Source organism: Pedobacter gandavensis, from assembly GCF_032677645.1.
Taxonomy (GTDB): domain Bacteria; phylum Bacteroidota; class Bacteroidia; order Sphingobacteriales; family Sphingobacteriaceae; genus Pedobacter; species Pedobacter gandavensis_A.
This window is the reverse complement of record NZ_JAVTSB010000005.1, coordinates 67,318-90,332: the sequence shown is the minus strand read 5'-3', so window position 1 is coordinate 90,332 and position 23,015 is coordinate 67,318. Positions and strand designations below refer to the sequence as shown.

At 41.5% G+C, this 23,015-nt stretch carries 23 protein-coding genes; 9 read left to right on the top strand and 14 right to left on the bottom strand.

Annotated features, from left to right (window positions below; all coding sequences use genetic code 11):
• Nucleotides 1–59: 59 nt before the first annotated feature.
• From R2Q66_RS09830 to R2Q66_RS09815, 4 genes are all read right to left on the bottom strand, one after another.
• Entirely contained in the window at nt 60–1,271 is a 1,212-nt protein-coding gene (locus R2Q66_RS09830; protein WP_316748350.1) for a Gfo/Idh/MocA family oxidoreductase, read from the bottom strand.
• Entirely contained in the window at nt 1,271–2,629 is a 1,359-nt protein-coding gene (locus tag R2Q66_RS09825) for a Gfo/Idh/MocA family oxidoreductase (protein WP_316748348.1), read from the bottom strand. Before R2Q66_RS09825 ends, R2Q66_RS09830 begins: the two co-directional genes overlap by 1 nt.
• Nucleotides 2,630–2,640: 11 nt before the next feature.
• Complete coding sequence (locus R2Q66_RS09820) at nt 2,641–4,002, bottom strand: DUF1080 domain-containing protein (protein WP_316748346.1); 1,362 nt, start codon at nt 4,000–4,002, stop codon at nt 2,641–2,643.
• Nucleotides 4,003–4,120: 118 nt separating this feature from the next.
• Nucleotides 4,121–5,155, bottom strand: coding sequence for a PmoA family protein (locus R2Q66_RS09815; protein ID WP_316748344.1), 1,035 nt, complete (start codon nt 5,153–5,155; stop codon nt 4,121–4,123).
• A gap of 222 nt (nt 5,156–5,377) precedes the next feature.
• On the opposite strand from R2Q66_RS09815, the gene R2Q66_RS09810 reads away from it, so the two are divergent.
• Nucleotides 5,378–6,406, top strand: a complete 1,029-nt coding sequence (locus R2Q66_RS09810) for an LD-carboxypeptidase (RefSeq protein WP_316748342.1) — start codon at nt 5,378–5,380, stop codon at nt 6,404–6,406.
• Here R2Q66_RS09810 and R2Q66_RS09805 read toward each other — a convergent pair.
• Both R2Q66_RS09805 and R2Q66_RS09800 read right to left on the bottom strand, forming a co-directional pair.
• Entirely contained in the window at nt 6,403–6,648 is a 246-nt protein-coding gene (locus R2Q66_RS09805) for a hypothetical protein (protein WP_316748340.1), read from the bottom strand. The two genes, R2Q66_RS09810 and R2Q66_RS09805, sit on opposite strands and share 4 nt — an antisense overlap.
• Nucleotides 6,641–6,886, bottom strand: coding sequence for a YtxH domain-containing protein (locus R2Q66_RS09800; RefSeq protein ID WP_316748338.1), 246 nt, complete (start codon nt 6,884–6,886; stop codon nt 6,641–6,643). The genes R2Q66_RS09805 and R2Q66_RS09800 overlap by 8 nt, the downstream gene beginning before the upstream one ends.
• Before the next feature lie 101 nt (nt 6,887–6,987).
• On the opposite strand from R2Q66_RS09800, the gene xseA reads away from it, so the two are divergent.
• Genes xseA through R2Q66_RS09785 form a run of 3 tightly spaced genes read left to right on the top strand, consistent with a single transcriptional unit; the run spans nt 6,988 to nt 9,503 of the window.
• Complete coding sequence (gene xseA, locus R2Q66_RS09795) at nt 6,988–8,361, top strand: exodeoxyribonuclease VII large subunit (protein ID WP_316748336.1); 1,374 nt, start codon at nt 6,988–6,990, stop codon at nt 8,359–8,361.
• On the top strand, nt 8,339–8,542 hold the full coding sequence (xseB, locus tag R2Q66_RS09790; RefSeq protein ID WP_062548805.1) for an exodeoxyribonuclease VII small subunit: 204 nt from the start codon (nt 8,339–8,341) through the stop codon (nt 8,540–8,542). Before xseA ends, xseB begins: the two co-directional genes overlap by 23 nt.
• Nucleotides 8,543–8,582: 40 nt before the next feature.
• Nucleotides 8,583–9,503 (top strand): tetratricopeptide repeat protein, encoded by a 921-nt coding sequence (locus R2Q66_RS09785; RefSeq protein WP_316748333.1) that lies wholly within the window; start codon nt 8,583–8,585, stop codon nt 9,501–9,503.
• Nucleotides 9,504–9,523: 20 nt separating this feature from the next.
• Here R2Q66_RS09785 and R2Q66_RS09780 read toward each other — a convergent pair whose 3' ends face one another.
• From R2Q66_RS09780 to R2Q66_RS09765, 4 genes are read right to left on the bottom strand one after another with little or no spacing between them, the layout of a single operon-like run.
• Nucleotides 9,524–10,513, bottom strand: a complete 990-nt coding sequence (locus tag R2Q66_RS09780) for an NAD-dependent epimerase/dehydratase family protein (protein WP_316748331.1) — start codon at nt 10,511–10,513, stop codon at nt 9,524–9,526.
• Nucleotides 10,510–11,631: a hypothetical protein gene (locus R2Q66_RS09775; protein WP_316748329.1), complete on the bottom strand. Its 1,122-nt coding sequence runs from the start codon at nt 11,629–11,631 to the stop codon at nt 10,510–10,512. Before R2Q66_RS09775 ends, R2Q66_RS09780 begins: the two co-directional genes overlap by 4 nt.
• Nucleotides 11,628–12,626 (bottom strand): aminotransferase class I/II-fold pyridoxal phosphate-dependent enzyme, encoded by a 999-nt coding sequence (locus R2Q66_RS09770; RefSeq protein ID WP_316748784.1) that lies wholly within the window; start codon nt 12,624–12,626, stop codon nt 11,628–11,630. Before R2Q66_RS09770 ends, R2Q66_RS09775 begins: the two co-directional genes overlap by 4 nt.
• Before the next feature lie 6 nt (nt 12,627–12,632).
• Complete coding sequence (locus R2Q66_RS09765) at nt 12,633–12,833, bottom strand: hypothetical protein (protein ID WP_316748326.1); 201 nt, start codon at nt 12,831–12,833, stop codon at nt 12,633–12,635.
• A gap of 446 nt (nt 12,834–13,279) precedes the next feature.
• Here R2Q66_RS09765 and R2Q66_RS09760 point away from each other — a divergent pair, with 446 nt between their 5' ends.
• Nucleotides 13,280–13,618: a hypothetical protein gene (locus R2Q66_RS09760; protein ID WP_316748324.1), complete on the top strand. Its 339-nt coding sequence runs from the start codon at nt 13,280–13,282 to the stop codon at nt 13,616–13,618.
• Between the two features lie 101 nt (nt 13,619–13,719).
• On the opposite strand, the gene R2Q66_RS09755 is transcribed toward R2Q66_RS09760, so the two are convergent.
• A complete protein-coding gene (locus R2Q66_RS09755) occupies nt 13,720–14,331 on the bottom strand; it encodes a hypothetical protein (protein WP_316748322.1) in 612 nt (203 codons plus the stop codon).
• A 218-nt stretch (nt 14,332–14,549) separates the two neighbouring features.
• On the opposite strand from R2Q66_RS09755, the gene R2Q66_RS09750 reads away from it, so the two are divergent.
• Nucleotides 14,550–15,401, top strand: a complete 852-nt coding sequence (locus tag R2Q66_RS09750; protein ID WP_316748320.1) for a dienelactone hydrolase family protein — start codon at nt 14,550–14,552, stop codon at nt 15,399–15,401.
• Here the strand turns inward: R2Q66_RS09750 and R2Q66_RS09745 are convergent.
• On the bottom strand, nt 15,393–17,270 hold the full coding sequence (locus R2Q66_RS09745) for a 7TM diverse intracellular signaling domain-containing protein (protein WP_316748318.1): 1,878 nt from the start codon (nt 17,268–17,270) through the stop codon (nt 15,393–15,395). The genes R2Q66_RS09750 and R2Q66_RS09745 overlap by 9 nt on opposite strands.
• Nucleotides 17,271–17,588: 318 nt before the next feature.
• Between R2Q66_RS09745 and R2Q66_RS09740 the strand changes: the two genes are divergently transcribed.
• Nucleotides 17,589–17,897 (top strand): RNA recognition motif domain-containing protein, encoded by a 309-nt coding sequence (locus R2Q66_RS09740; RefSeq protein WP_062548794.1) that lies wholly within the window; start codon nt 17,589–17,591, stop codon nt 17,895–17,897.
• Between the two features lie 75 nt (nt 17,898–17,972).
• Here R2Q66_RS09740 and R2Q66_RS09735 read toward each other — a convergent pair whose 3' ends face one another.
• On the bottom strand, nt 17,973–18,584 hold the full coding sequence (locus R2Q66_RS09735; RefSeq protein WP_316748312.1) for a hypothetical protein: 612 nt from the start codon (nt 18,582–18,584) through the stop codon (nt 17,973–17,975).
• Between the two features lie 152 nt (nt 18,585–18,736).
• Between R2Q66_RS09735 and R2Q66_RS09730 the strand changes: the two genes are divergently transcribed.
• Together R2Q66_RS09730 and R2Q66_RS09725 are read left to right on the top strand one after the other, a co-directional pair.
• Nucleotides 18,737–19,963, top strand: a complete 1,227-nt coding sequence (locus tag R2Q66_RS09730) for a sterol desaturase family protein (protein WP_316748310.1) — start codon at nt 18,737–18,739, stop codon at nt 19,961–19,963.
• Complete coding sequence (locus tag R2Q66_RS09725; protein ID WP_316748308.1) at nt 19,938–20,627, top strand: lysoplasmalogenase; 690 nt, start codon at nt 19,938–19,940, stop codon at nt 20,625–20,627. The genes R2Q66_RS09730 and R2Q66_RS09725 overlap by 26 nt, the downstream gene beginning before the upstream one ends.
• Here R2Q66_RS09725 and pbpC read toward each other — a convergent pair.
• The gene (pbpC, locus tag R2Q66_RS09720) at nt 20,624–23,014 is read right to left on the bottom strand and encodes a penicillin-binding protein 1C (protein WP_316748305.1); all 2,391 of its coding nucleotides are present in this window, start codon (nt 23,012–23,014) and stop codon (nt 20,624–20,626) included. The genes R2Q66_RS09725 and pbpC overlap by 4 nt on opposite strands.
• Between the last annotated feature and the right edge of the window lies 1 nt (nt 23,015).

The following is a 23,015-nucleotide window of genomic DNA, read 5'->3' as shown; positions in this document are numbered from 1 at the left end:
AAGTACAAAAACAATAAAGAGAAAAAGGGTGCCTGAATTAAACACTCAGACACCCTCCGTTATAAATTGTATTTTGGTTCCCAGCGTTCAATTTGCTGGCCATATAATGCTTTATTGGCCAGATGCACACAGAATGCAGTGGTTGCACCAGTAATGACATTAGAGTCTGGTTGTTTCTTTTCCAGTATAGATTTATGAAAATCTTTCAGGGAGTAATAAGTGCCGTCTTTTGCAGGTAAATCCGTTTTAATCGGAATTCCACCGTTTTTATCCCAGACGATTTTGGTGGCACCGGTTACGCCATCAACAGTTTCCAGCTCTTTCTTATGACTCTTTTCCGGATAAAAGATCGCTTCGTTGACTAATAAAGAAATGGTTCCTTTGGTACCTTTCAGTTTAAATAGATAACCATCTCTTTCATTACCCAAAGTAGTACCGAAATTACCAATCATATCCTGATAGCGAAACATCACCTGAACATTATCATAGGTTTCCCTGCCATCTTTATAGGTGTCAATACCGCCTGTGGCCATGATTTCCTGAGGATGCGTATTAAAAGCCCAGTTGATAAAATCCATCTGGTGAGAAAGTAATTCGGCCATTAAACCACCGGAATATTCTTTATACATCCGCCAATTCACTTTCCTTTCCAATCCTGGGTTTGCAATAGGGCGTCTCCAGTTGTTATTTCTGTCCCAGCGACTCTCAATCTGAGTTACTTTTCCCAGATAGCCATTATCGATCATTTCCTTAACCTTATAATAGATAGGCGCGTAGCGATATTGATGACCTACCTGTAAGGTTTGCCCCGGATGCTTTTTCACCAGCTCTACCAATGCAAAAGCCTCTGGAATATCATAAGTCATGGTTTTTTCGAGATAAACATGTTTCCCCGCCTTTAAAGCTGCCGAAGCAATGGGAAAGTGCATATTCAAAGGAGTAGAAATGAAAACTGCGGTAATCTTCGGATCATTCAGTAAATCCCGGTAATCCGAATAAGATTTTACCCCTGCAGCACCTGGCTGTTTTAAAGTTTCAGTGATTCTAAAATCCAGCACATCCGCAATAGCCACCAGTTCAAACTCTTCTGGCAACTGACTGGTAATGTGTATTAAACCCTTTCCACGGTCGCCACAACCAATTACACCAACTTTCATCCTGTTTTCAGGATCGAAACGGTCAAAAGCACCAGCAGCAAGCAGGTCTCCTGGTAATAATAACCCGGCACCTAAAATGCCGCTATTTTGTATAAATTTCCTTCTGAACATCATTAATATTTAAAAGGCTTACCATCCACCATTACTTCTTGTTTAGCTTCATCAAACACGGCTTTTTTACCGGTTCTGGCGGCAGCATTCGTCATAATATTTGCAATAGAGTGGTAGTAACCAGCCTCTACCGGTGCATTTGTTTGTTGTCTGCTACGAATACATTCCATCCAGTTTCGCATATGTGCCGAAGTCAGTTTATCACCACCGGTGTTTGCGGATACCGCTACTTTTTCTGCCATATCCGACAACTTTAATTCCGGCAACAGGTTAGGCTGCATATTCATCGCACTAGCCGGACCAGCTTTTAATCCACCTTTTGGAGAAACCGTATTGGTGTTTAGGTTTAATTCACCACCATTCGCATAATAGATTTCTGCCGGATTCTCATCCCCATTGTGCATTCTGGAAGTAAAGACCACCTGAAAACCTTTCTCCGCATTATTATCCGGTCCGTAATCAAACACCGCGGTAGTGGTATCCCAGTTTCTACGTCCGTCTTTCCATTGATAAATACCGCCATTGGCTACTACACTCCGGGGGTGTTTTAAACCCGTAAACCAGTGTACCGTATCAATCTGGTGCGACATCCATTGCCCCGGCATTCCCGAAGAATATGGCCAGAATAAACGGTACTCCAGGTATTTCCTTGGATCCCATTCTTCAAAAGGACGGTTGATCAGGAAGCGTTTCCAATCGGTATCTTCGGGTTTCAATTTTGCTACCAACTCTGGCCTGCGCCATCTTCCAGGCTGATTTACATTCCAGCTGAGTTCAACCATCGTGATATCCCCAAACTTGCCGTCCTGAATAAATCTGGAAGCTGCTTTATAATTTGCGCCACTTCTCCTTTGAGAACCAATCTGAACAATTTGCTGAGAAGCTTTAACCGCTTTTAAAGCGGCTCTGGCATCCTCCATGGTTTCTGCGAAAGGTTTCTCACAATACACATCACATTTGGCTTTAATGGCCTCTATGGTGTGCACAGCATGTTGGAAATCGGCTGTGCTAACAATTACTGCATCAATATCTTTTAAATTGTATAATTCTTCATTATTACGACAAGCGGTGATGTCATGCCCTAATTTAGATTGGAGCAAATCCTGACCTAAACCACGACGGTAATTCCATAAATCAGACACCGCTACGATGTCGAAATTGAGTTCTTTATGATGATTCAGGAAACTTGGCAGGAGGGAGCCGGCAAAGCGATCAGAAAAGCCAACTACGCCAACTCTTACCCGATCATTGGCCCCAATGATATTTCCATAACTTTTCGCAGTTAAACCCATCGTTCCCATATAAGTTCCAACGGTTGCAATTGCAGACTGTTTAATGAATTTTCTTCTAGACGATAACATAAATAGGGGGATTAAAGTTGTTTCAATTTGATACTTCTGAAAGATACCTGATCACCATGGTCCTGTAGCAGGATATGCCCTTTAGGAGCCATTCCAAAATTCTTCCAGTCTTTATACTTGCTATCGGCTACTAAAGCCAGGAATTCCGAAGATCCACGGGTATATTCCAGAATTTTGTACCCATTTAACCAATATTCTATCTTGTTATCAGGATAAACACGGATCAGACCTCTATTCCATTCTCCGATTTTACGTTGCGCATTGGGCACTTTTTTACTGGTCATCAGGTCATACAAAGAACCCAAGGTACGGTTGCCATTTTTTCCAAGTTTCGCATCAGGATGTCTTGCATCGTCAAGAATCTGATATTCCGGACCGATAGCAGAGCCTTTATTTCCTTCGGTTAAGGTCACAAAATACTTCACGCCACTATTTGCACCCTCAGAAAGTTTAAAGTCGAATTTCATTTCAAATGCGCCATACTGTTTTTCGGTTACGATATCACCACCATTCGTAGATTCTGCGCCATTAGATTTTTGCACGCTCAATTCACCGTCATTCATCGACCATCCACTTTGTGGGAAGCCTGATTTATAAGCGCCTTTCCATCCTTTACTCGTTTTGCCGTCCCATAACAACGAATATCCTGTTGATTTTTCCTGAGCAGAAAGATCATTAGGGACCAGGTTAACTACAAATATCTGATCAGCTTTAGATGGTTTTAGATTTTCCGTCTGAATACGGATATTTCTCCAGCGGATTTGTTTTCCCGGAGTATCATTTTTACCTATACCATGCACCTGTAAAGCAATGAAGCCGGTAGGGGTCATCGCATCCACCACATTGGCAGCAGGAATACCATTTACCCAGGTACGAATAGAATTTCCAATACATTCTACGCGATATTTGTTCCATTGTTGGTTTTTAAAAGCTTCTTTTCCTTTTGGATTGATGTCCATTGGGTATAACCATCCTCGTCTGGATTCATCGTAAATTCCGCCGCTGAATTTCCTGTCGGATGGATCAATCTCCACCTGATAGCCATGAACACGACCGTTTTGATAATCCGCTTTGCTTTCGCTTCGGATCTGGACGCCAGAATTCATAGAATCATCTACAAAAAGCTCCAGTTCCATGATAAAATCCCCGTAATTCTTGTCCGTAGTTAAGAAAGAATTTGGCTGATTAGACACTGTGGTGCCTACAATTTCGCCATTTACAACATCATATTTTGCTTGTCCGTTGAGCTGTTTCCAACCCTGTAAGTCTTTTCCGTTGAATAAGTTTTGCCATTTCTGAGATTGTGCCTGTAAGCCGGTTGGGCTTCCTGCCCATAGCAAGGCAGCTAAAAGTAGTACTGGTTTAGTTTTCATTTGTGTGGTTTAGGTTTTACCCGGCATTAAGTATACCGGAGGTAAAGGGTTATTTTTAAATAGATATTGTTTGAAAAAGATTTACTAAAGAGCCAATAAATAGCTGGTTTTATCCGGCCTATAAAGCGGTTTTGCTAAATTGTAAGGCCTGTTGGTCTAACACCGCTGCCTGTGGTTTTTCTCCGGAACGGATCAACACCCGATAGCGAAAAGTAATGGACTCACCAGGAGCAAGGCTAAGGTTTAAATTCTCCTTACCATTACTAAATACCTGTTGTCCTAAAGGATTGGCGGCAAATAAACCGTAATCTCTGGCATGCCAATAAGTGGGGTAACCGGGGTTTTTCGGGTGATCAATAATTGCGATAGACACATCCTGCTGGTCTTTTACGCCCGCAAGTACACACCAGTTTGCTCTGGTTCCCCAGGCATCATTTCCTTTTTTTCCTGCGCTGGTCAGGTAATTTCCATTTGCACCATTGCCAGAGGCCGAAACTTTTGTCCGGTTGCCCTGACTATCGGTAAACTCAGCTGTTTGATTCGAAGGCATTTCCAATTCTTTAGTCACACGGAGTCCAATCATCCCATCTTTAACATCTTTGAATTTTACCGTGTCCTTTTGGGCGGTAAGCGTGGTTACACGATCTATGGTACGGGTATTTTCATCGCCAGAAAACGTAAAAGTGGTCTGTTCTTTCAGTAATACCTGGCGATCCTGTCTTTCCCAGTTTGCCGTATAGCTCAGTTCGCCTTTTTTACTACCGGATTTATAGCCTGTCAGAAAAACACCTCTAATCCAGCCATATTTGCTCTTTTTCGACGCTGGAATATTATAGGAGTTATTCCAGAAATCCAGACCGTTTACGCTTTCATAATTGAGCCATAATCCCACATGATGTGGATGATCTGTGCGTTCCTGATCTCTGGTATTTAAAGGGAATCCTCTGGTTAAGGTAAGGCCACTTGCAGTTTGAAGCGGATATAAGATTGGTTTTTCCAGACTATCCGGATACATAAAGCTGGTGAAAAACTTACCGCCAACACTTACGTCCACCTGTTTGCCCTTTTTTTGAGGCTGGAAACTTACTTGTTTGGTTTGCGCATTTAATTGCAGGCTAAACCCACAGAGGGTAAGGATCAGATATTTATTCATACTTGGTTAGGTTTTTTCTGACTAAACCTGTTAAAACAGGCCTAAGCTTTAAGCTAATATACTTTTCTTCCTGCAAAACCTCTTTAATTAAGAACTTAATGATATATAAAATTTACGAAAACGATGGAGTAGCTGCCCGGTATTTCCTGAAATAGCCTTATCATTGCAATACGCAATTCAACAAGTCTTTCTGTAATAAGACAATCACAGCCAATACGCGATATGAAAAGGAAACATTTTCTCTCTTTTATGCTGACAGCAGGATTAACCATACCTGCTACTGCTTCCTTTGGATCAAAAGCCAGTTCTTTTGATGAACTCCCGATCAAACAACCCCCATATTTAAAAGCAGGAGATACGATCGGAATCACCAGTCCGGCGGGATTTATTACGACCGCAGAAATTCTACCGGCAATTGCCATGATGGAAAGCTGGGGCTTTAAGATTAAAATTGGCAAGACCATCGATAAAAGAGATTTCACTATGGGTGGAACAGATCAGGAGCGGGCAGCTGATCTTCAGGAAATGATGGATGATCAGCAGATTAAGGCTATTATGTGTGCAAGGGGAGGTTATGGGATGGTCAGAATCATAGACCTGTTGAACTTCAATACTTTTGTACAATCGCCCAAATGGATCATTGGCTTCAGCGATGTAACCGTTTTACACTGTCATTTAAACCGTCAGTACGGCATTGCCTCCATACATTCCAAGATGTGCAATTCTTTCCCTACGGATCCCGCCTTGGCAGATGCCGTACAGTTGGAAACCATCCTGTCGATCAATAAAATCCTAAAAGGAGAACACCTGCAATACCTGGGACCCGCAGTTGCGATCAATAAGCCCGGCATTGCTTCAGGAATATTGGTTGGAGGGAATTTAAGCATCATTGAAACCATGGCCGGTACAAAATCCGACCTCAATACCGATGGCAAAATCCTGTTTGTAGAAGATACCGGAGAATACCTTTACCGGCTCGACCGCATGTTCTGGAACCTCAAAAGAACCGGAAAACTCGACCGTTTAGCCGGCTTAATTATTGGTGGGTTTAAAACAAAACCTGACGATCCCGGTGAAGAGTTCGGCAAAACAATCTATGATATTGTGCAGGAGAAAGTTCGCAATTACGGTTATCCGGTGGCCTATGACTTCCCTGTCGGACATCAAAAGAACAATTTCGCCTTAAAATGTGGGATACAGCACCGTTTAGAGATCAGCCAAAATGGAAGTCGCTTAATTGCACTCAGCTAAAGTTCTCCCTTGCCAGGCAAAGCCTTTTGCTTCCTGCTAAACCAGGAGCTTACTTTATGAAACAAAGAAACCACCTTTTCTTTTGGTTTCCTCGTATACTTCTGCGCAATATAACCCGGACTAAACTGATGGATAAAGGTTTTAACATCCTTTTTAAGTTTTTCCTGAGCGAACTCCTGATCCAGCAACAATTCTGCTTGTCTTTTCTTTAAAGATTCAAGGTCATTAATATCCTTATACATGCTCTACATGATCATTGAAATCATCCTTCTCAAAAGTATTCATCAAGCGATCTTTAATATCTTCCAGCTGTTGTAATTGTTGCTTCGTCTGTCCCTGACTCTGCGAACCCGTATTTGCCAAAGCAGCATGACCATTCAAATGACCGCTTTTCTTTTCAGGGCCTAGTAATAAACCTAATGCAGCACCAGCTGCCAAACCCGCAAAAATGCCCAGTATTATTCTCGTATTCTCGTTCATATCCTTATTTATAGCTTCGTTGCTGCATTATAAACTATCAAAGAGTTGATTTGTTTTTAGATTTCCTAACTTTAGACCATAATCACAGATACATATAACCATTGAGCACCATCCCCTCTATAAAACTGTCCGAATTAACCCGCCAGATTCAACAAGCAATTGATGGTGTTTTTGGACAGCAAACCTTTTGGATCATCGCCGATATTACCAACTATACCTATAAACCACAAAGCAACTATCACTATTTTGAACTGGTAGAGAAAGATAAATCTGCGGCAAGAATCCTCGCAAAAGTAGCAGGAAGGGCCTGGGGAAATGCTTCTGTAAACATCAGTAACTTTGAAAAAGCAACAGGCCAGAAGTTTAAAAACGATATCAATGTACTCGTACAGGTATCCGTTCAATACAATCCCGCTTTTGGATTACAACTGAACCTACTCGATATAGACACCAATTTCACCTTAGGATTATTTGAGCAGCAGCGAAAAGAAACCCTGGAAAGATTACTTCGTGATAACCCGACATTCATTCAAAAAGAAGGAGACCGCTACCTCACCAGGAACAACAGCTTAACATTAGGCCCCGTAATCCAGCGAATTGCAGTGATTTCTTCGGATACCTCCGCAGGGTTTCAGGATTTCAGACACAGTCTGGAACACAATCCTTTTGGCTACCAGTTCGAAATTGACGATTACTTTGCCTTGGTGCAGGGCGATGGTAATGCAAAGCAGTTTCTGGCACAGGTCATAGCCGTATATGAATCTAAAAAACCTTATGATGCCTTAATCATCATCAGGGGTGGAGGTTCACAAACCGATTTCCTGCTTTACGACAATTACGAATTAAACCGCGCAATTGCCAAATTTCCCATTCCCGTGATCACCGGAATCGGACACCAGAAAAACGAAACCATTGCAGATTTAATGGCACATACCTCCACAAAGACGCCTACTAAAGCGGCAGAGTTTATCATCACCCATAACCGCAACTTTGAAGATAAGCTAACAGGTATTCAGAAAATGATCCTGATCAAAACTTATCAAATGATCAATCATCATAAAGACCGACTGGTGCAACTGAACCAATCTACAATTAATACCAGTCGCAATTTGCTACATGGCCACCATAACCGCATTTTGCAACTCTCAGGGCTCATCCTAACGAACCCCAGGATACTCATTTCCAATAAAAGAAAAGACCTGAGCAACCTCGCGCAGAACATGCAATCCTACAGCAGAATGTATTTTCTGAATAAAGCAGGAAACATTGCCCATTTCCAATCTGTTATGAGAATCATGAGTCCGCAAAATATTCTGAACAAAGGATTTGCGATCTTAAAGGTAAACGGGAAAATCGTCAGTAATGCCGATCAGATAGCTATAGGGGAGGAATTAACCGTCAGACTGGCCAATTCAGAAATCAAAACAACAGTAAAATCAAAATCAGCATACGATGAAAACGAATTTAACTTATGAGTTAGCTTATAAAGAACTGGCCGAAATTGCTCAGGAAATAGAGACAGAGTCTGTTTCTGTGGATGTTTTAGCAGAAAAGGTGAAGCGTGCCTCAGAACTCATCGAATTCTGTCAGAACAAGTTGCGCGCAACAGAGACCGAAGTAAATAAAATCATTAAACAAATGGAACAGCAAAAGTAGTATATTAGTCACATTCGTAAACCATTTAAGTATAAACAATATGTCTACACAAGGGAATTTTAACGCCGAACAAGAGGAAGAGTTTTTCAATAAGATTGACCAGGTTTATGATTTAACGGAGGCTTCAAACTTTGATGCCGCGGAACAATTGTTAATGGAGATCAATAGTTCCATCACTGGACCTAAGGAAAACAGTAGTGTAGGAGGAGTAGTGCTCGACAGCATTTATTCTTTTTATGAGCAGACCGGAGCTTTAGAAAAAGCCTTGCCTTTCTTCCTGGAAGAAACCGGGTATCTGAAAGAAAAAATGGCTCATGAAAAGATTCATTCTACGCGTCATTTCCTCACTACCGGAGCAATTTATTATGCTTTGAAAGATCTGGACAATGCAAGAGCGAACTTTCTGATTGCTTATGAGAAAGAAGGCAGCAAGATTTTCATCGATGAAAATTCTGACTACCTGAGAATCGCCTTAATGGATGATCCTGAATTTATTCTTTTCAAAGAAACATTTGTGCCTAATGAAGACGAGGAGCAACTGGAGCTTACCGAAGAAGAGCATGAGCTTTTAGACAAGTACTGTGAAGAAGGAAATGCTGAGATGGACAAGGAAAACTATGCCGGAGCAATTGCCGCTTTCACGAAAGCTTTAGCGGTATTACCAGCGCCACAAGATGATTGGGAAGCTACTGCATGGATTTCAGCTTCTATTGGTGATGCATACTTTGCAGAGAAAAAGTACAAAGAAGCTTTGGATCATTTGCACCGTGCTTACCAGATTTATGGGGAAGAAGAACCTAATGCATTCGTATTATTGCGTATGGGACAATGTTACCTGGAGCTAGGTGAAGAAAAGCATGCTACAGATTACCTGCACCATGCTTATAAGTTAGAAGGTAAAGAACTGTTTGAAGATGATCAAAAGTACCTTACATTTTTAGCATCTAAAGTGGCGCTTTAATCAAGCACCAAATTACAAGACTATAACCAGTTATTATCTTTATACCAGCTGACAGTTTCTATTAAGCCTTTTTCAAGGTTATAGACAGGTTCAAAACCTAAATCAGCTTTTAAATGGCCGATATTACATGCCCAGTTAATGGCAGTAAGTTCGGCCATTTTTTCTTTATTCAAAGTTGGGGTGTTTTTGCTCTTTGCGTAGAAAACATCCATCATCGTAGCCATAAAACTCACTACCGAAACCGGCAAATGAAACTTAATGGTCCTCTTATTCAGCGCCTTTTTAATCACATCTGCCAAGGCATAGCGACTATAAATATGGCCGTCAGACACATTATAGCTTTTCCCAACAAGGGGAGAAGCAAGTGCTTTCACAATTACCGAAGCCAGATCCTTCACATAAATGAAACTCAGCTGTTGCTGGAAGCTACCGATATGAGGTTCTAATCCTTTGTTAATCGTGTTAAATAAGATGAATAAATCCTTTTCCCTTGGCCCGTACACCGCTGTTGGGCGGATTACCATTAAAGGAAGGTTAGGAATAGCCGCTAAATACTGCTCTGCCAATAATTTGCTGGCGCCGTAATTGGTAACCGGATGACCCGGAGAGTCGTCCTGAATTTCAGCAGATAAATCCGTTAAAGGACCGATAGCCGCCAAACTACTCACAAAAACAAACTTATGCAGGTCAATATTAGCTGTACTCGCAGCTAGCGCCAGATTTTTGGAAAACTCCGCATTGACCTTATTGTAAGCATCTTTGGTCTTTGCTTTGGTAATCCCTGCGGCATGGATGATGTAATGATATTGTCCAGCTTCCAGTGCGCTTTTAAGGCGCTCTACGGAAGTATAATCCAATGAAGTATATTGGATGTCAAAATCTTTCAAATGAGACTTATCAGTACCCGGACGGACTGCTGCATGCACTTCCAGTCCGGCTCCTAATGCTTTTTCGATCAAATGATAACCAACAAATCCTGTTGCACCGGTAATTAATACCTTTTTTATCATATTGACTTCTCGAAAATTCTATATTTTCTGTAAAGTTTACCATTGATTTGCTCAATAGCGCTGTTTACCATCGTGTTGTGTTCTAAAGTCCAGGAAGCTTCTGCATAATCAAACTTCTTTTCCTGGAAAGTCTTAATCGTTAAGCCATACAGACAAGCTTCAATGCCCATTTTACGGTAACCGTCTAATACGCCTAAAGCCATGATCCGTAAACCTTTGATTTTACGTTTGTACCACAACAATTTGAAAATACCGAAAGGTAATAAACGACCTCTTTTGATCTTAATCAAAGCCTGGTTGATATCCGGAATAGATAAAGAAATACCTACCATTTTACCATCCTGCTCTGCTACATAGACAAAATCAGGGTCTACAATCATTTTCAAATCCTTTGCCAGATAATGAAACTCCTTATCTGTTGCCGGAACGAAACCTGTATTGTGGTCCCATGCGCCATTATATACCTCGCGAACTTTCACCACCTCATTCCAGAAATCATTCATATTGATCTTTCTGATGATGATGTTATTGCGTTTCAAGCGTTCACGAATCGCTTCTGTTAGCTTTAAAGAACGGTCATTGTAATCACCGGCAATAAACTTATAAGCCCTTAAATCTACCTTTTTAGCTAAACCTGTATTTTCCAGCAATTGCTGATAATAAGGCGCATTATAAGGCATCATCGCTACCGGTGGCCCATCAAAACCTTCAATTAACAAGGCACAAATGTCATTGGTAGAGAAATTAACCGGACCAATCATGCTGGTCATGTTTCTTTCTTTTAACCATTTTGCCGCAGCATCAACCAATAGTTGAGCGGTTTCCTGATCATTGATGCAATCGAAAAAGCCAAAATGACCTTCCGTTGTTCCATTGATTTTGTTGTGGTTATTATTTTGAATAGCGGCGATCCTTCCAACGATTTTATCCCCTTCATAAGCTAGAAAAAGCTGTAAAGTAGAGTGCTCATGAAAAGGATGCTTACCAGGGGTAAGCATATCCTGTTGCGCGATAAAAAGTTCAGGAACATAGTTCGAGTCGTTTTTATACAAATCGTGCGGGAAATCAATAAAAGATGCCAGCTGTTTCTTCTCGTTTACAGCAACGATGTTTTTCATATGGCGATCTGAGATGGAGTTAATTCCACTTCTTTAGCTGCACGGGAGATTTTGTCTACCGCTTCTTCAATCTGCGCGAAAGTGTGTGTTGCCATCAATGAGAACCTGATTAAGGAAGCATCAGAAGGTACAGCAGGAGAAACTACTGGATTCACGAAAATACCGTTATTACTTAAAATATTGGTGATCATGAAAGTTTTGTCGTTGTCTCTGATATATACCGGAATGATTGGGCTATCGGTATGACCGATATCGAATCCAGCTTCTAATAATAGTTTTTTAGCATAATTAGTATTTGCCCATAATTGGTCAATACGTTCTGGTTCTGCTTCAATAATGTCTAAAGCTGCGATTACACTGGCAACAGCCGAAGGAGGCATACTTGCACTGAACATCAATGAACGTGCTCTGTGTTTCACATATTCAATAGTTTCTTCTGTACCGGCGATGAAACCACCAAGAGAAGCTAACGATTTACTGAAAGTACCCATGATTAAATCAACTTGATCAGTTAAACCGAAATGCGAAGCAGTACCTGCACCATTCACACCGATTACACCTAAACTGTGCGCATCATCCATCATGATGTTAGCACCGAATTCTTCTGCAATTTTAACGATTTCCGGTAATTTCACTAAATCACCTTCCATACTGAAAATACCGTCTGCAACAATAAGTTTAGCGGCATCTTCCGGTAAGCGACTTAATTTCTTACGAAGATCGTCCATGTCATTATGGGCGTATTTAATAGATCTTGAAAATGAAAGACGGCTACCATCAATGATAGAAGCGTGGTCATATTCATCCAGGATCAGGTAATCATTTCTATCTAAAAGACAAGAGATCACACCAAGGTTTACCTGAAAACCAGTACTAAAAAGTACCGCAGCTTCCTTGCCTACATAAGCAGCAAGTCTTCTTTCCAGTTCGATGTGTATGTCTAATGTGCCATTTAAGAATCTTGAACCAGCACAACCCGTTCCATATTTATCAATAGCAGCTTACGATGCTTCTTTAATTTTCGGGTGATTAGTTAGTCCCAGATAGGAATTGGAGCCAAACATCAACACCTTCTTCCCATCAATAACCACTTCTGTATCCTGTCCTGATTCAATGGCCCGGAAATATGGGTATAAGCCTCTTTCCTTGATTGCTGTAGCGTCTTTAAAAGCGGCTATCCTATCTTGTAATTTTTTGCGCATGCTAGTACTGTATGTTTAGATCACGGAGCTATTTTGTTGATGTTTGTCGGTTTGATCGAAAAATCATTAGCTCTGTATTGAATAATTTCTCCCGTTAAATCGTTTTTCTTTTTGACAATTTTGTCAAAATAGTCAAAAACTTCCCAAAGCTAAGATCATAAACACAGAAAACAAAACTTAGGGTCCTACAAGTTTGAATATATTACTTTTTAAAACAAAAATTACAATTTTGTTATAAATTCTTTGATTTAAGACCCTAAATCAACCGTCAACTGCTTTATGATTTACAAGCAAGGATACAATTTTGATACCAAAAAACAAAACTTAATCTGGTTATGTATCATAAAATCCAGTTTTAAGCGTTGGGAGCAAATAATATCCCGGATAAATTAACGGCTTTCTGTCTGATCAAAAGATTTTATGTATTTTTGAAGAAAAAAGAATACATGAGCACTATCAATATCATACCAACGTTCGAAACTTTCACTGACTTTTATACACAAGCTGTTGAACCTTTAAAGAAAGCCAATGTGGCGCACATCAGATTAGATGGAAAACTAAAAGGAAAAACAAGGAACGTTTTTGCCTATTTCATGTATCAGGATAAAAAGTGGAGAGTAGATGCCGATACTTATATCGACAGATTGAAACTGGCTTATGAAGCTGCACAGGCATCAGATGAACCTTTCATCATCAAAGCAACAAGAAACAACAAAGGTGAAGGATTGCACATCAAAGGACAAGCCGTTAGAAACGATAAATTCAACGTTTACCGCGTAGGTTAATCTGATTTACCGCATAGATTCATTTAAAACGATCTTACAAAACATAGAAAAGGCGACAGGATTTTTTCCTGTCGCCTTTATATTTTTTAGCCTGTTACGAATTATCCTTCTCTTTTCACATAAGTCTTATTGCCATTTTTGTTGATATAGTATTTACCACCTCTTGGGCCGGTTAGAATTTCTTCCCCGTTTGGTCCTTTAATACTTCTATCTACGGTAGGTTTGTAATCTTTAACTGCTGCTGCTGCTGCTCCTTTAGTGGTGGCTGCTTTGGTAGTCGTTGTCGCCGCAGCTGGTGCTGTTGTTGCTGCCGCTTTATAACGTTTGTCTGGCGTACCATCTTTTTTAAGACCCGGCGTATTTGCCGTTACTGTTTTTACTGCGGCCTCTTTTTTAGTGACTGCTGCCGCTTTAGTTTCTGTTGCAGTTGTTTTGGCTGCTGCCGAGTAACGTTTATCCGGTGTGCCATCCTTTTTTAATTTAGCACCCGATGCTGCTGCTGTTGCCGCTTCGGCCTTTGCTGCTTTCTTAGCTGCAGCCGCCTCCTTTTTAGCCGCTGCTGCTTCTTTCTTTTGCGCTGCTGCGTCGGTAGCCGTTTTACTTACTTCTTTTTTCGCTTTTTGTTTAGTAGCTGTAGCAGTTGCTGCAGTTTGAGCCATGCTTAAACTTACAAAGAAGCTCAACATGGTGAATAATGCAAGTACTTTTTTCATGGTTTTCATTTTTGATACGCGGTTAATAATTAGAGTTGATCCTCAGTAGGATACAAACATTAATCCAATTTAATCTTTATGCGGTAAAATATAGCTAAAGCGAGACCTATTTTTCTTAGGATCAGCGTACTATGACCTTCTTTAGCCCTGAAAAACCCCTTTTAACTCACAAAAATTCTTATATTGGAATCAGTTTAACGGTTTAAAATTTTATCATTATGGATCAAAGAATCATCAATCTTTACGATCAGTATACCCATAGCAACATCAACAGGAAAGATTTCCTCAGAAAACTGGCGCTTTTAACAGGCAGTACCGCTATGGCACTCACTGTATTGCCTTTGCTGGAAAACAACTATGCCAGTGCTGCAGAAGTAAATGAAGAGAACATTAGTACAGAAAATATTACTTATAAAGGTGTTAAGGGGGAGATGAAGGGCTTTTTGGCTAAACCAAAAGGGAAAAAGAACTTAGGAGCCGTACTGGTTATTCATGAAAACCGCGGACTCAACCCGCACACCATAGCGGTTACAAAAAGGGTCGCTGCTGAAGGTTTTTTAGCACTCGGAGTAGACGGATTGTCTCCTTTTGGGGGCACTCCCGCGGATGAAGACAAAGCAAGAGAGCTGATCGGACAGTTAAATCCGGAAGAAACGTTGCAAAATTACCTCCTCGGACTGGATTACTTAAGAAAACATCCCGATGGTAATGGAAAAGTAGGTTGTGTAGGTTTCTGTTGGGGAGGAGGAATGGCCAATAAACTAGCTGTAAACGATCCTACCTTACAAGCTGCTGTTGCTTATTACGGTGCGCAGCCAAAAACCGCAGACGTGCCCATGATCAAAGCAGACCTGATGCTTCATTACGCAGGCCTCGACGAAAGAATTAATGCCGGCATACCAGAATTCGAAGCCGCACTAAAAGAAAATCACATCCCTTACCAACTCTTTATTTACGAAGGCGTAAACCATGCTTTTAACAACGATACTTCTCCAACAAGGTACAATGAAGCCGCTGCAAAACTTGCCTGGGAGAGAACAATAGGACTATTTAAGAAAGACTTAGGGTAAAGGAATCCGGATCACCACGATCGTACCGTGTTCAGATTTTCTTTTGATCTCCATCTGACCATGGAAATGCGCGATTTTCCCGAGGATATTCTCCAAACCGATACCGGAAGAGCGCATAGACAAACTATCGTCTATTCCTTTTCCGTTATCTTCCACAATGATACTAATATGATCCTCATGCTCTATCAGTTCCAGATAAGCATGGCGCGCTCCGGCATGTTTTAGAATATTGTTAACCAACTCCTGAATGATCCGGTACACCTCATTGAGGAAGGAAAGCGGGTAATGCCCGCAGGATTCAAATCCGAAAATCGCATACTCCAGGGCCAATTGCTCAGAAACATTAATTTGATAAGCGAGGTCGGTTACCGCCTTATTCAATCCGTATTTCTGGATCGCCCATGGACTCAGGTTATGTCCTAATCTCCTGATCTTGGCGGATACCATTTGTAAAGCTTCCGCAGCCTTTTCCAGATTCATCTTTGCCTTCTCTGTTAAGGCCTCTTCGTCGCTCAGTACCGCATTAACCTGCCAATTGGCGATAGAAAGCGTGGTTCCGATATCATCGTGCAACTGATCGGAGATTTTTCGACGCTCTGTTTCCTGACTTTCCAATATCCGGCTGGTCATTTCCTGCTGTTCCCTGTTTACAGCCAGTAACAATTGTTCCCGATCCAGCCGATAACTGTTAAAGCGATAGGCAAGGCCGAAGGTTAGGATGATCGTTTGAATGATCAGTGCCGTTTGAATTCCAAAACCTGCAAGAAAGGCCATGGGCATTTTTGAAACACCAGCATGCACCAATACTTCCAATATTCCGAAAAACAGCAATGGGAAAATAGAAGCGAGGTAAAACCAGGCTTGTTTATAACCAGCTTTGATGCGCTCAGAAACACTCCATAGCATCAAGAAGGTGCTCATTACATTTAAAAACAACAGTAACAACAAAAGGAAGTAGACCGATTTTCCGTAAACCAGCGTACTTAATGGAAGTAAAAACAACAAGGCCAGCGAGAGAAAAGTCCATTTTAAGGCTTTAATTATTTTAAATACTCGTTTTTCAGTGTTTTGTTCAATAAAGACCTGCATAAAATGTAAGGCGGTAATGTTCATCAGGCAATTGAACACCGGTCTGGAGCGACTGGCAAAATAAGGGAAATCCGGCCATAGATATTGATAACCATAGCCCTGATCTGCCAGCAACCATAAGCAGGTGGCCAGCAAATACCCTACATAAAAGAGGTATAAAGGGTCTTTAACCGTCAGGAACAGAAAAGAACCATAAATGACTAATAGTAAGACCATCCCGGATAAAACACCATTAATGAGGTTCTTTTTCGCTAGCTGGGTGTAAAATTCAGGAATCGTCATCAAGTCGACACGGAGTTGCAAAGACTCATTGTGTTTATCAATCCGGATGAGGTATTGCGTTACAACCCCTGGCTCCGGAGCAGGAGCAAGGGGAAAAATAAAAAATGGATCTGGGACAGGTCGTTTACTAAATTGATAATGATCCCCGGTCTGGTATTTCAAAACAGGTTTTTCCGCTACAATTTCATAAAAACGAATATCATTCAAATGCGCATTTCCCAAAACCAGCAGCAGGCTATCCGGGTAAGCAGGCTGCTCCAACAACAACCAATAAGCGGCAGTAGTGAAGCCGATATTGTAATTTCCGGTCTTTAAAGTCGCAAATTTTCCGGATAAAGCATATTGATAAGCCTGATCGGGACTATGCGTTAAATCTGAATCTTTCCACATGGAAATCTTCCCTTTTTGGGCAGAAATCTGAGCATAAGTAGGGGAGTAAGCGAAGAAAACGCTTAAAATTAAGCAAAAACCAGCGAGCGCCATCGCACAAAATCTCATATCATTGAAAAGAAATTGGCTATAATTTACAGCGTAAGATTACTTAAAGTATTTAACAATCAAAAATTCTTTAGTTTTTTTATGCAGTCAGAAAAGCACTGTTCTTTGCACATAATGAGCGGGTTGACTTTTATTAACCTTCATTTAAACGTCAGGAAAGCGATAAAAACCAATTTTATTTAAAATACTTCCTTGCATTAAAAACAAAAAATAACTGCGGACTGTTTGAAAGGACATTAGATAATTATACTTATAACTGACACTAGCATTGGAATTTAAGCTAAAAATGCTTAACTTTGTGCAAATTTTTAAACATTAATGAAGATATTTATTACAGGCCTTCCGTTAGAAGTAGGGGAAGATGAATTAACAGCCGTTTTTGGTGATTTCGGTCAAGTAAAATCACTTAGAATTATCAAAGATCGCGAAACTGGTCAGAGTCGTGGGTTTGGTTTTGTGGAAATGCCGGTAGAAGAAGAGGCAAAAGAAGCAATCAAACGCATGAACGGTGGCGATTACAACGGTAATAGAATTAAAGTTGCTGAAGCTCAAGAGAAACCAGGTACTGGTGGCGCTGGAGGCGGTGGTGGCTTTAAACGCAATAACCGTACAGAGAAAAGCTATTAATAGCTTTTTTCTTTTTACAGTCTATAAACTCTGTTTTTAGAGTAGATCCATATAGGGCAGGGAATATAATGCGAATTATACTCCCTGCTTTTTTATGTCTAACAAGCCGGTAACCAGGCTTTTCCACTGTGGATAAGAGAATCCTATCTTAGCCATCCAACCCACAAGCACATTTCTAACATTATTGATTAATACGGCACTTTCTGAATTTGGCACCTCATTTCTGCCATGTACTTCCGCATGAACTTCCATTCCTTTTCTATAGACCTTAAAAGTAGAAGTAGCTTTATCTTTGAAGAAATGAGCAGTTTCTGTGTCTGGATGTAAAGGATTCGCCGCAGGTCTAACCCGGATCGCAATCATTTGTCCTGCCGGCGATTGCTCTTCGCGGATCCATTCTACCACAACCCAGTCAAATCCATCGCCCTTTGTGGTTCCCGGCCCGGGGATATTGATTTTTAAATAATCACCTTCCATCACCTGCCTCCTGATTTCTTTTCCAAAAGGATCGGTCAGGGTAAACGTAGCCGTAGGAAACCCACACCATTTATCCCAGTTATAAACCTCCAGTAACCGTTCCCGGACTACCGGATAAAACGCCTTAGCGCTGGCTTCATCTTTGAAGGTTACTTTCTCAAAAACGTCCATTTCGGAGCCTTCTTCCTGTTTTGGTACTTCATTTTTCATGGAAATATTATTAAGTTAAGCACACTTTAAGTATTTTAATGAACACATATAGCGATAATGAACCACCTGAATAACGCCTCAGTTTATAATTTGTTTCTCACTTAATACTTTAACGGTAAAGATTTTATCGTGTATTTTATTAAATTAGTTCTATGAAAGTTGATTATATCGCATTGTCTATCCCTGTGTTTTTCATCCTTATTGGAATTGAGCTGGCCTGGTCGTTCTATAAAAAGCTCGGTTACTACCGCCTCAATGATTCTATTTCCAATCTGAGTCAGGGAATAGGGCAGCAGGTAACCGGGATCTTTATGAAGACAGCAGTGTTTTTCGGCTATCTGTATATCTTCGAACACTGGCGCTTATTTGATCTGCCTCAGAACATCTGGGTCTGGCTGTTACTATTCCTCGGTGTCGATTTCTTTTACTATTGGTTTCACCGCATGAGCCATCAGGTTAACGCCTTATGGGCGGCACATATTGTACACCATCAATCCGAGGAGTACAACCTCACTGTAGCGCTCAGACAATCCTGGTTTCAGGGCGCGTTCTCCTGGGTGTTCTATTTGCCACTCGCATTTCTAGGATTCGATCCGCTGATGTTTCTAACCCTGAGCACTTTCAATACTTTATATCAATTCTGGATTCACACGAGACTCATCAAAAGCATGGGCCCCTTAGAGTATATCCTGAACACGCCATCTCATCATCGGGTGCACCATGGTTCCAATCCTAAATACATTGATAAGAACCATGCAGGAACGCTGATCATCTGGGACCGCTTATTTGGTACTTTTCAAAAGGAAGAAGAAGATGTGTACTACGGTATTACCACGCCTTTAGCCAGTTGGAACCCTTTATGGGCCAATGTGCATTATTGGGACGAACTTTGGCATACCGCCAAACAAAGTCCGCGCTGGGCTGATAAGATTAATGTATTCATCAAACCTCCGGGCTGGTTCCCGACACATCTTGGGGGCTTTAAAAGTGCTCCGGAAATAGACGTTGTGAACTATCAGAAATACAATCCTACCTACCATCAAAAGCTAGTGCCTTATGTGCTATTTCAGTTTGTATTGGGCCTTGCAGCAGCCATAGCCATTCTGTTTTTATCCGCCAAACTGCCTCCAATAGCCCTGGGGACAGGCGTAGTTTACGTGATTTTAACCTTAGTGACCTGTACCGCTTTGCTCGAAGAAAAGAAATGGCAGGTAAAACTCGAATATGCTCGTCTGGTATTGGGGATTTTAATAGTTTTGTCACAGGATTTTCCGATAGGATATCAGGTCATATTTTCCGGCCTCAACGTCTGCTCGGTAGTCTGGTTTTATAACCTTCAAAAAAAGAACAACAATGCTGAAGAAATACCTGAAGTTTAACCTCTTATTTGCCCTGATCTTCGTTTTACAGATCGTCGCAGAATTCCAACAAAATACGACCCTTACGTATTTCATCAAACCTTGTATTGTCATTTCCCTGATGGTGATGTTCTGTGTAAGCACCAATTTAAGCGGCCGTTTCCATAAACGCCTTTTTGCCGGATTGTTTTTTGCACTCCTGGGAGATGTGTTCCTGATGTTTGTATGGCAAAACCCAGCCTTCTTTATGTATGGTTTAGTGGCCTTTTTAATCGGTCATGTCCTTTACATCAGTGCCTTTTATCTGGATTTCCGCTCGGCACAAGAGCTGGATAAGAAAGGAGCGAGGCTGGCCATTATCCTGTGTGCCGCCTTTAGTATCGGCTTCTATTTCTATTTAAGACCACACCTTGGCGATATGAAGCTTCCGGTAATGGTCTATACTTTTGTGATCAGTTTAATGATGATGATGGCAGCTTTTAGAAACCAAAGGGTAAATGTTTTGAGCTTTAACCTCATCCTTTTTGGAGCCCTGTTTTTCCTGGTATCCGATGCTACACTTGCTTACAACAAGTTTGTTAAAGGATTCGACTTTGCAGGCGTCCTGATTATGGCCACCTATATGATCGCTCAATACCTGATTACGATGGGCGGTATCGAAAGAAAACTGCTTAAAAACGACTAATCTTTCTCCTTACTGAGGATGGTGAAATACTGAACCAGTCTTTCGCCATCTTCATCCACTAAAGTAAGGGTATGCTTGCCTGGTGCCGGACTAAATGCCAGCTGGTGAAAGTTCTTCGTAGTTGCGATATATTCTTCGTCAATATGCCAGTAAATCTTCGCGTTATTATTGCGGTGCGATACATTGAAAATCACCTTTCCTCTGGCACCACCTAATTCCAGGGGGATATAAATCTGGGCATTCGCCTTCGGATAAATCATTTCCATGACGAAGTTATTACCTGCATCGCCACAACCCGGCATAAATGGAGGCAACAGCTTATAATCACTATTTTTGATCTTATAATAGTATTCCATGGCAGGAGGCAGCACAAACCAGGGCTGATGAACCATCATTCCCGTAGGCTCGCAGGCATCTGTAGCGCGGTAAGTAGCCGTTCTATTCAGGTGAATCAGCTTGTGATAAGGACAGATACTGGTTTTTTCGGCCGCTGGTGGCACCAGTTCTTCAACCGTTTGCTTACAATATTCGCCAGCCTTATAACCGCTTTGTTTACAGACCCGCATTTTGATCAGCTGATGTTTAGGCGTAGTAAACCATTTGGCATTCGGGAGTTCCCTGAAAATATCAAACAATACCGGTGCGGCAACATCTACACCGGTTAAGCCCGGTCTACCTTCGCCATCGGCATTGCCCACCCAAACGCAGACTACAAATTCCGGTGTTAATCCAACAGCCCAGGCATCTCTGGAACCAACACTGGTTCCTGTTTTCCAGGCCACCCTTTGTGAGGAAGAGAACTGCTCCCAAAGGCCTTCTTCGCCAGGACGCATCAGCTCTTCCATGGCGTTAAACGTGTTCCAGATCGAAGCATAATCCAATACCCCGGTTAGCTGGGCATCATCCTGCGCCAAACGTGGTTTAGGCGCTTGCTGCACATATACCGGTGCATCATAGTCATGCGGATTATAACGTCCCTGGTACTCGTTAAAATGGTTTAAAGACCTCGCCATGCCCATATAGGTTTTCGCCAGATCCCACATCGTAACTTCGCTACCACCCAAAATAATAGACAGGCCATAATGATCAGCCGGTTTGTTTAAAGTATGAATACCAAGCTTTTTCAGCTGATCATAAAAGCGCTGATACTTATAGTTTTGCAGCATCTTAACTGCAGGGATGTTTAAGGAACGACTCAAGGCACGATCTGCCGGAATAGCCCCGTCATAACCCAGGTCATAATTTTGTGGCGAGTACCCGTTAATCTGCGTTGGGATATCCGGAATCAGTGTGCGGGGCAGGATAAAACCATCATTTAACATACTGGCATAGAGCAAAGGTTTGAGCGTACTCCCCGGACTTCTGGCCGCCTTAATCATGTCTACATGACTTTGCAATTCCTTGTTTTCCGGTTGATAAATATTGCCCACATAACTTTGTACCGTACCCGTTTTTACGTTCAATACCAATGCCGCAATGTTATTGATATCGTTCGCACGATAGCGGTTCTGATAGCGCTTCAAAAGATTACTCACCTTCAATTGTAAATTGTAATCGAGGGTAGAAGTGATTCTGGTTTGTGGAATCTCCAGTTCCAGCCTTTCGGCTTTAAAACGCTGTAATAAATGGGGTGCATTTTGTGGTAAAGCCATTGGTTTCCCCGGAATCGGTTCTAACTTAGAAAGATTAGCCGTTTCCTGATCAATGATTTTTAAAGCCGCCATTTTATCCAGCAGGTCATTTCTCTTTTTGATCAGCTTCACAGAATTCTTGCCTGGGTGGACTAAAGAAGGGCTATTTGGCAATACTGCCAGGGTAGCCATTTCGCCCCAGGATAAACTTTCCGGTCCACGTGCAAAGTAGCGCCAGGAAGCCGCATCCAGTCCAACCACATTACTCCCGAAGGGGGCATTGGCTGAATATAACTTTAAAATATCTTCCTTAGAATTGCTGAATTCCAATCGGATAGCCATCGCTACCTCAATCAGTTTTTGCCATACCGTTCTGCTTTCCTTTCTGGATAAGCGGATCACCTGCATGGTTAGCGTACTACCGCCACTTACTACTGCTTTGGCTTTAAAATTCTGCTGCATCGCTCTGGCCATCGCCAGAATATCTATCCCCGGATGCTGGTAAAAGCGCTGGTCTTCAAAAGCTACAATACACTGCTGAAACTTAACCGGAATAGCATCCGTAACCGGAAATCGCCACTGGCCATCCTTTGCAATAGCCGCACTCAATAAACCTCCGTTTGAAGCCTCTACCACATAGGAAGTAGGGCTTAAAAATAACTTTGATGGTAAGCAAAACCAAAACCACAGCAGCAAAAGCAAACAAAGCAAATCACTGATCAGTAGTTTTGGTTCTCCATATATTTTTTTAAACATT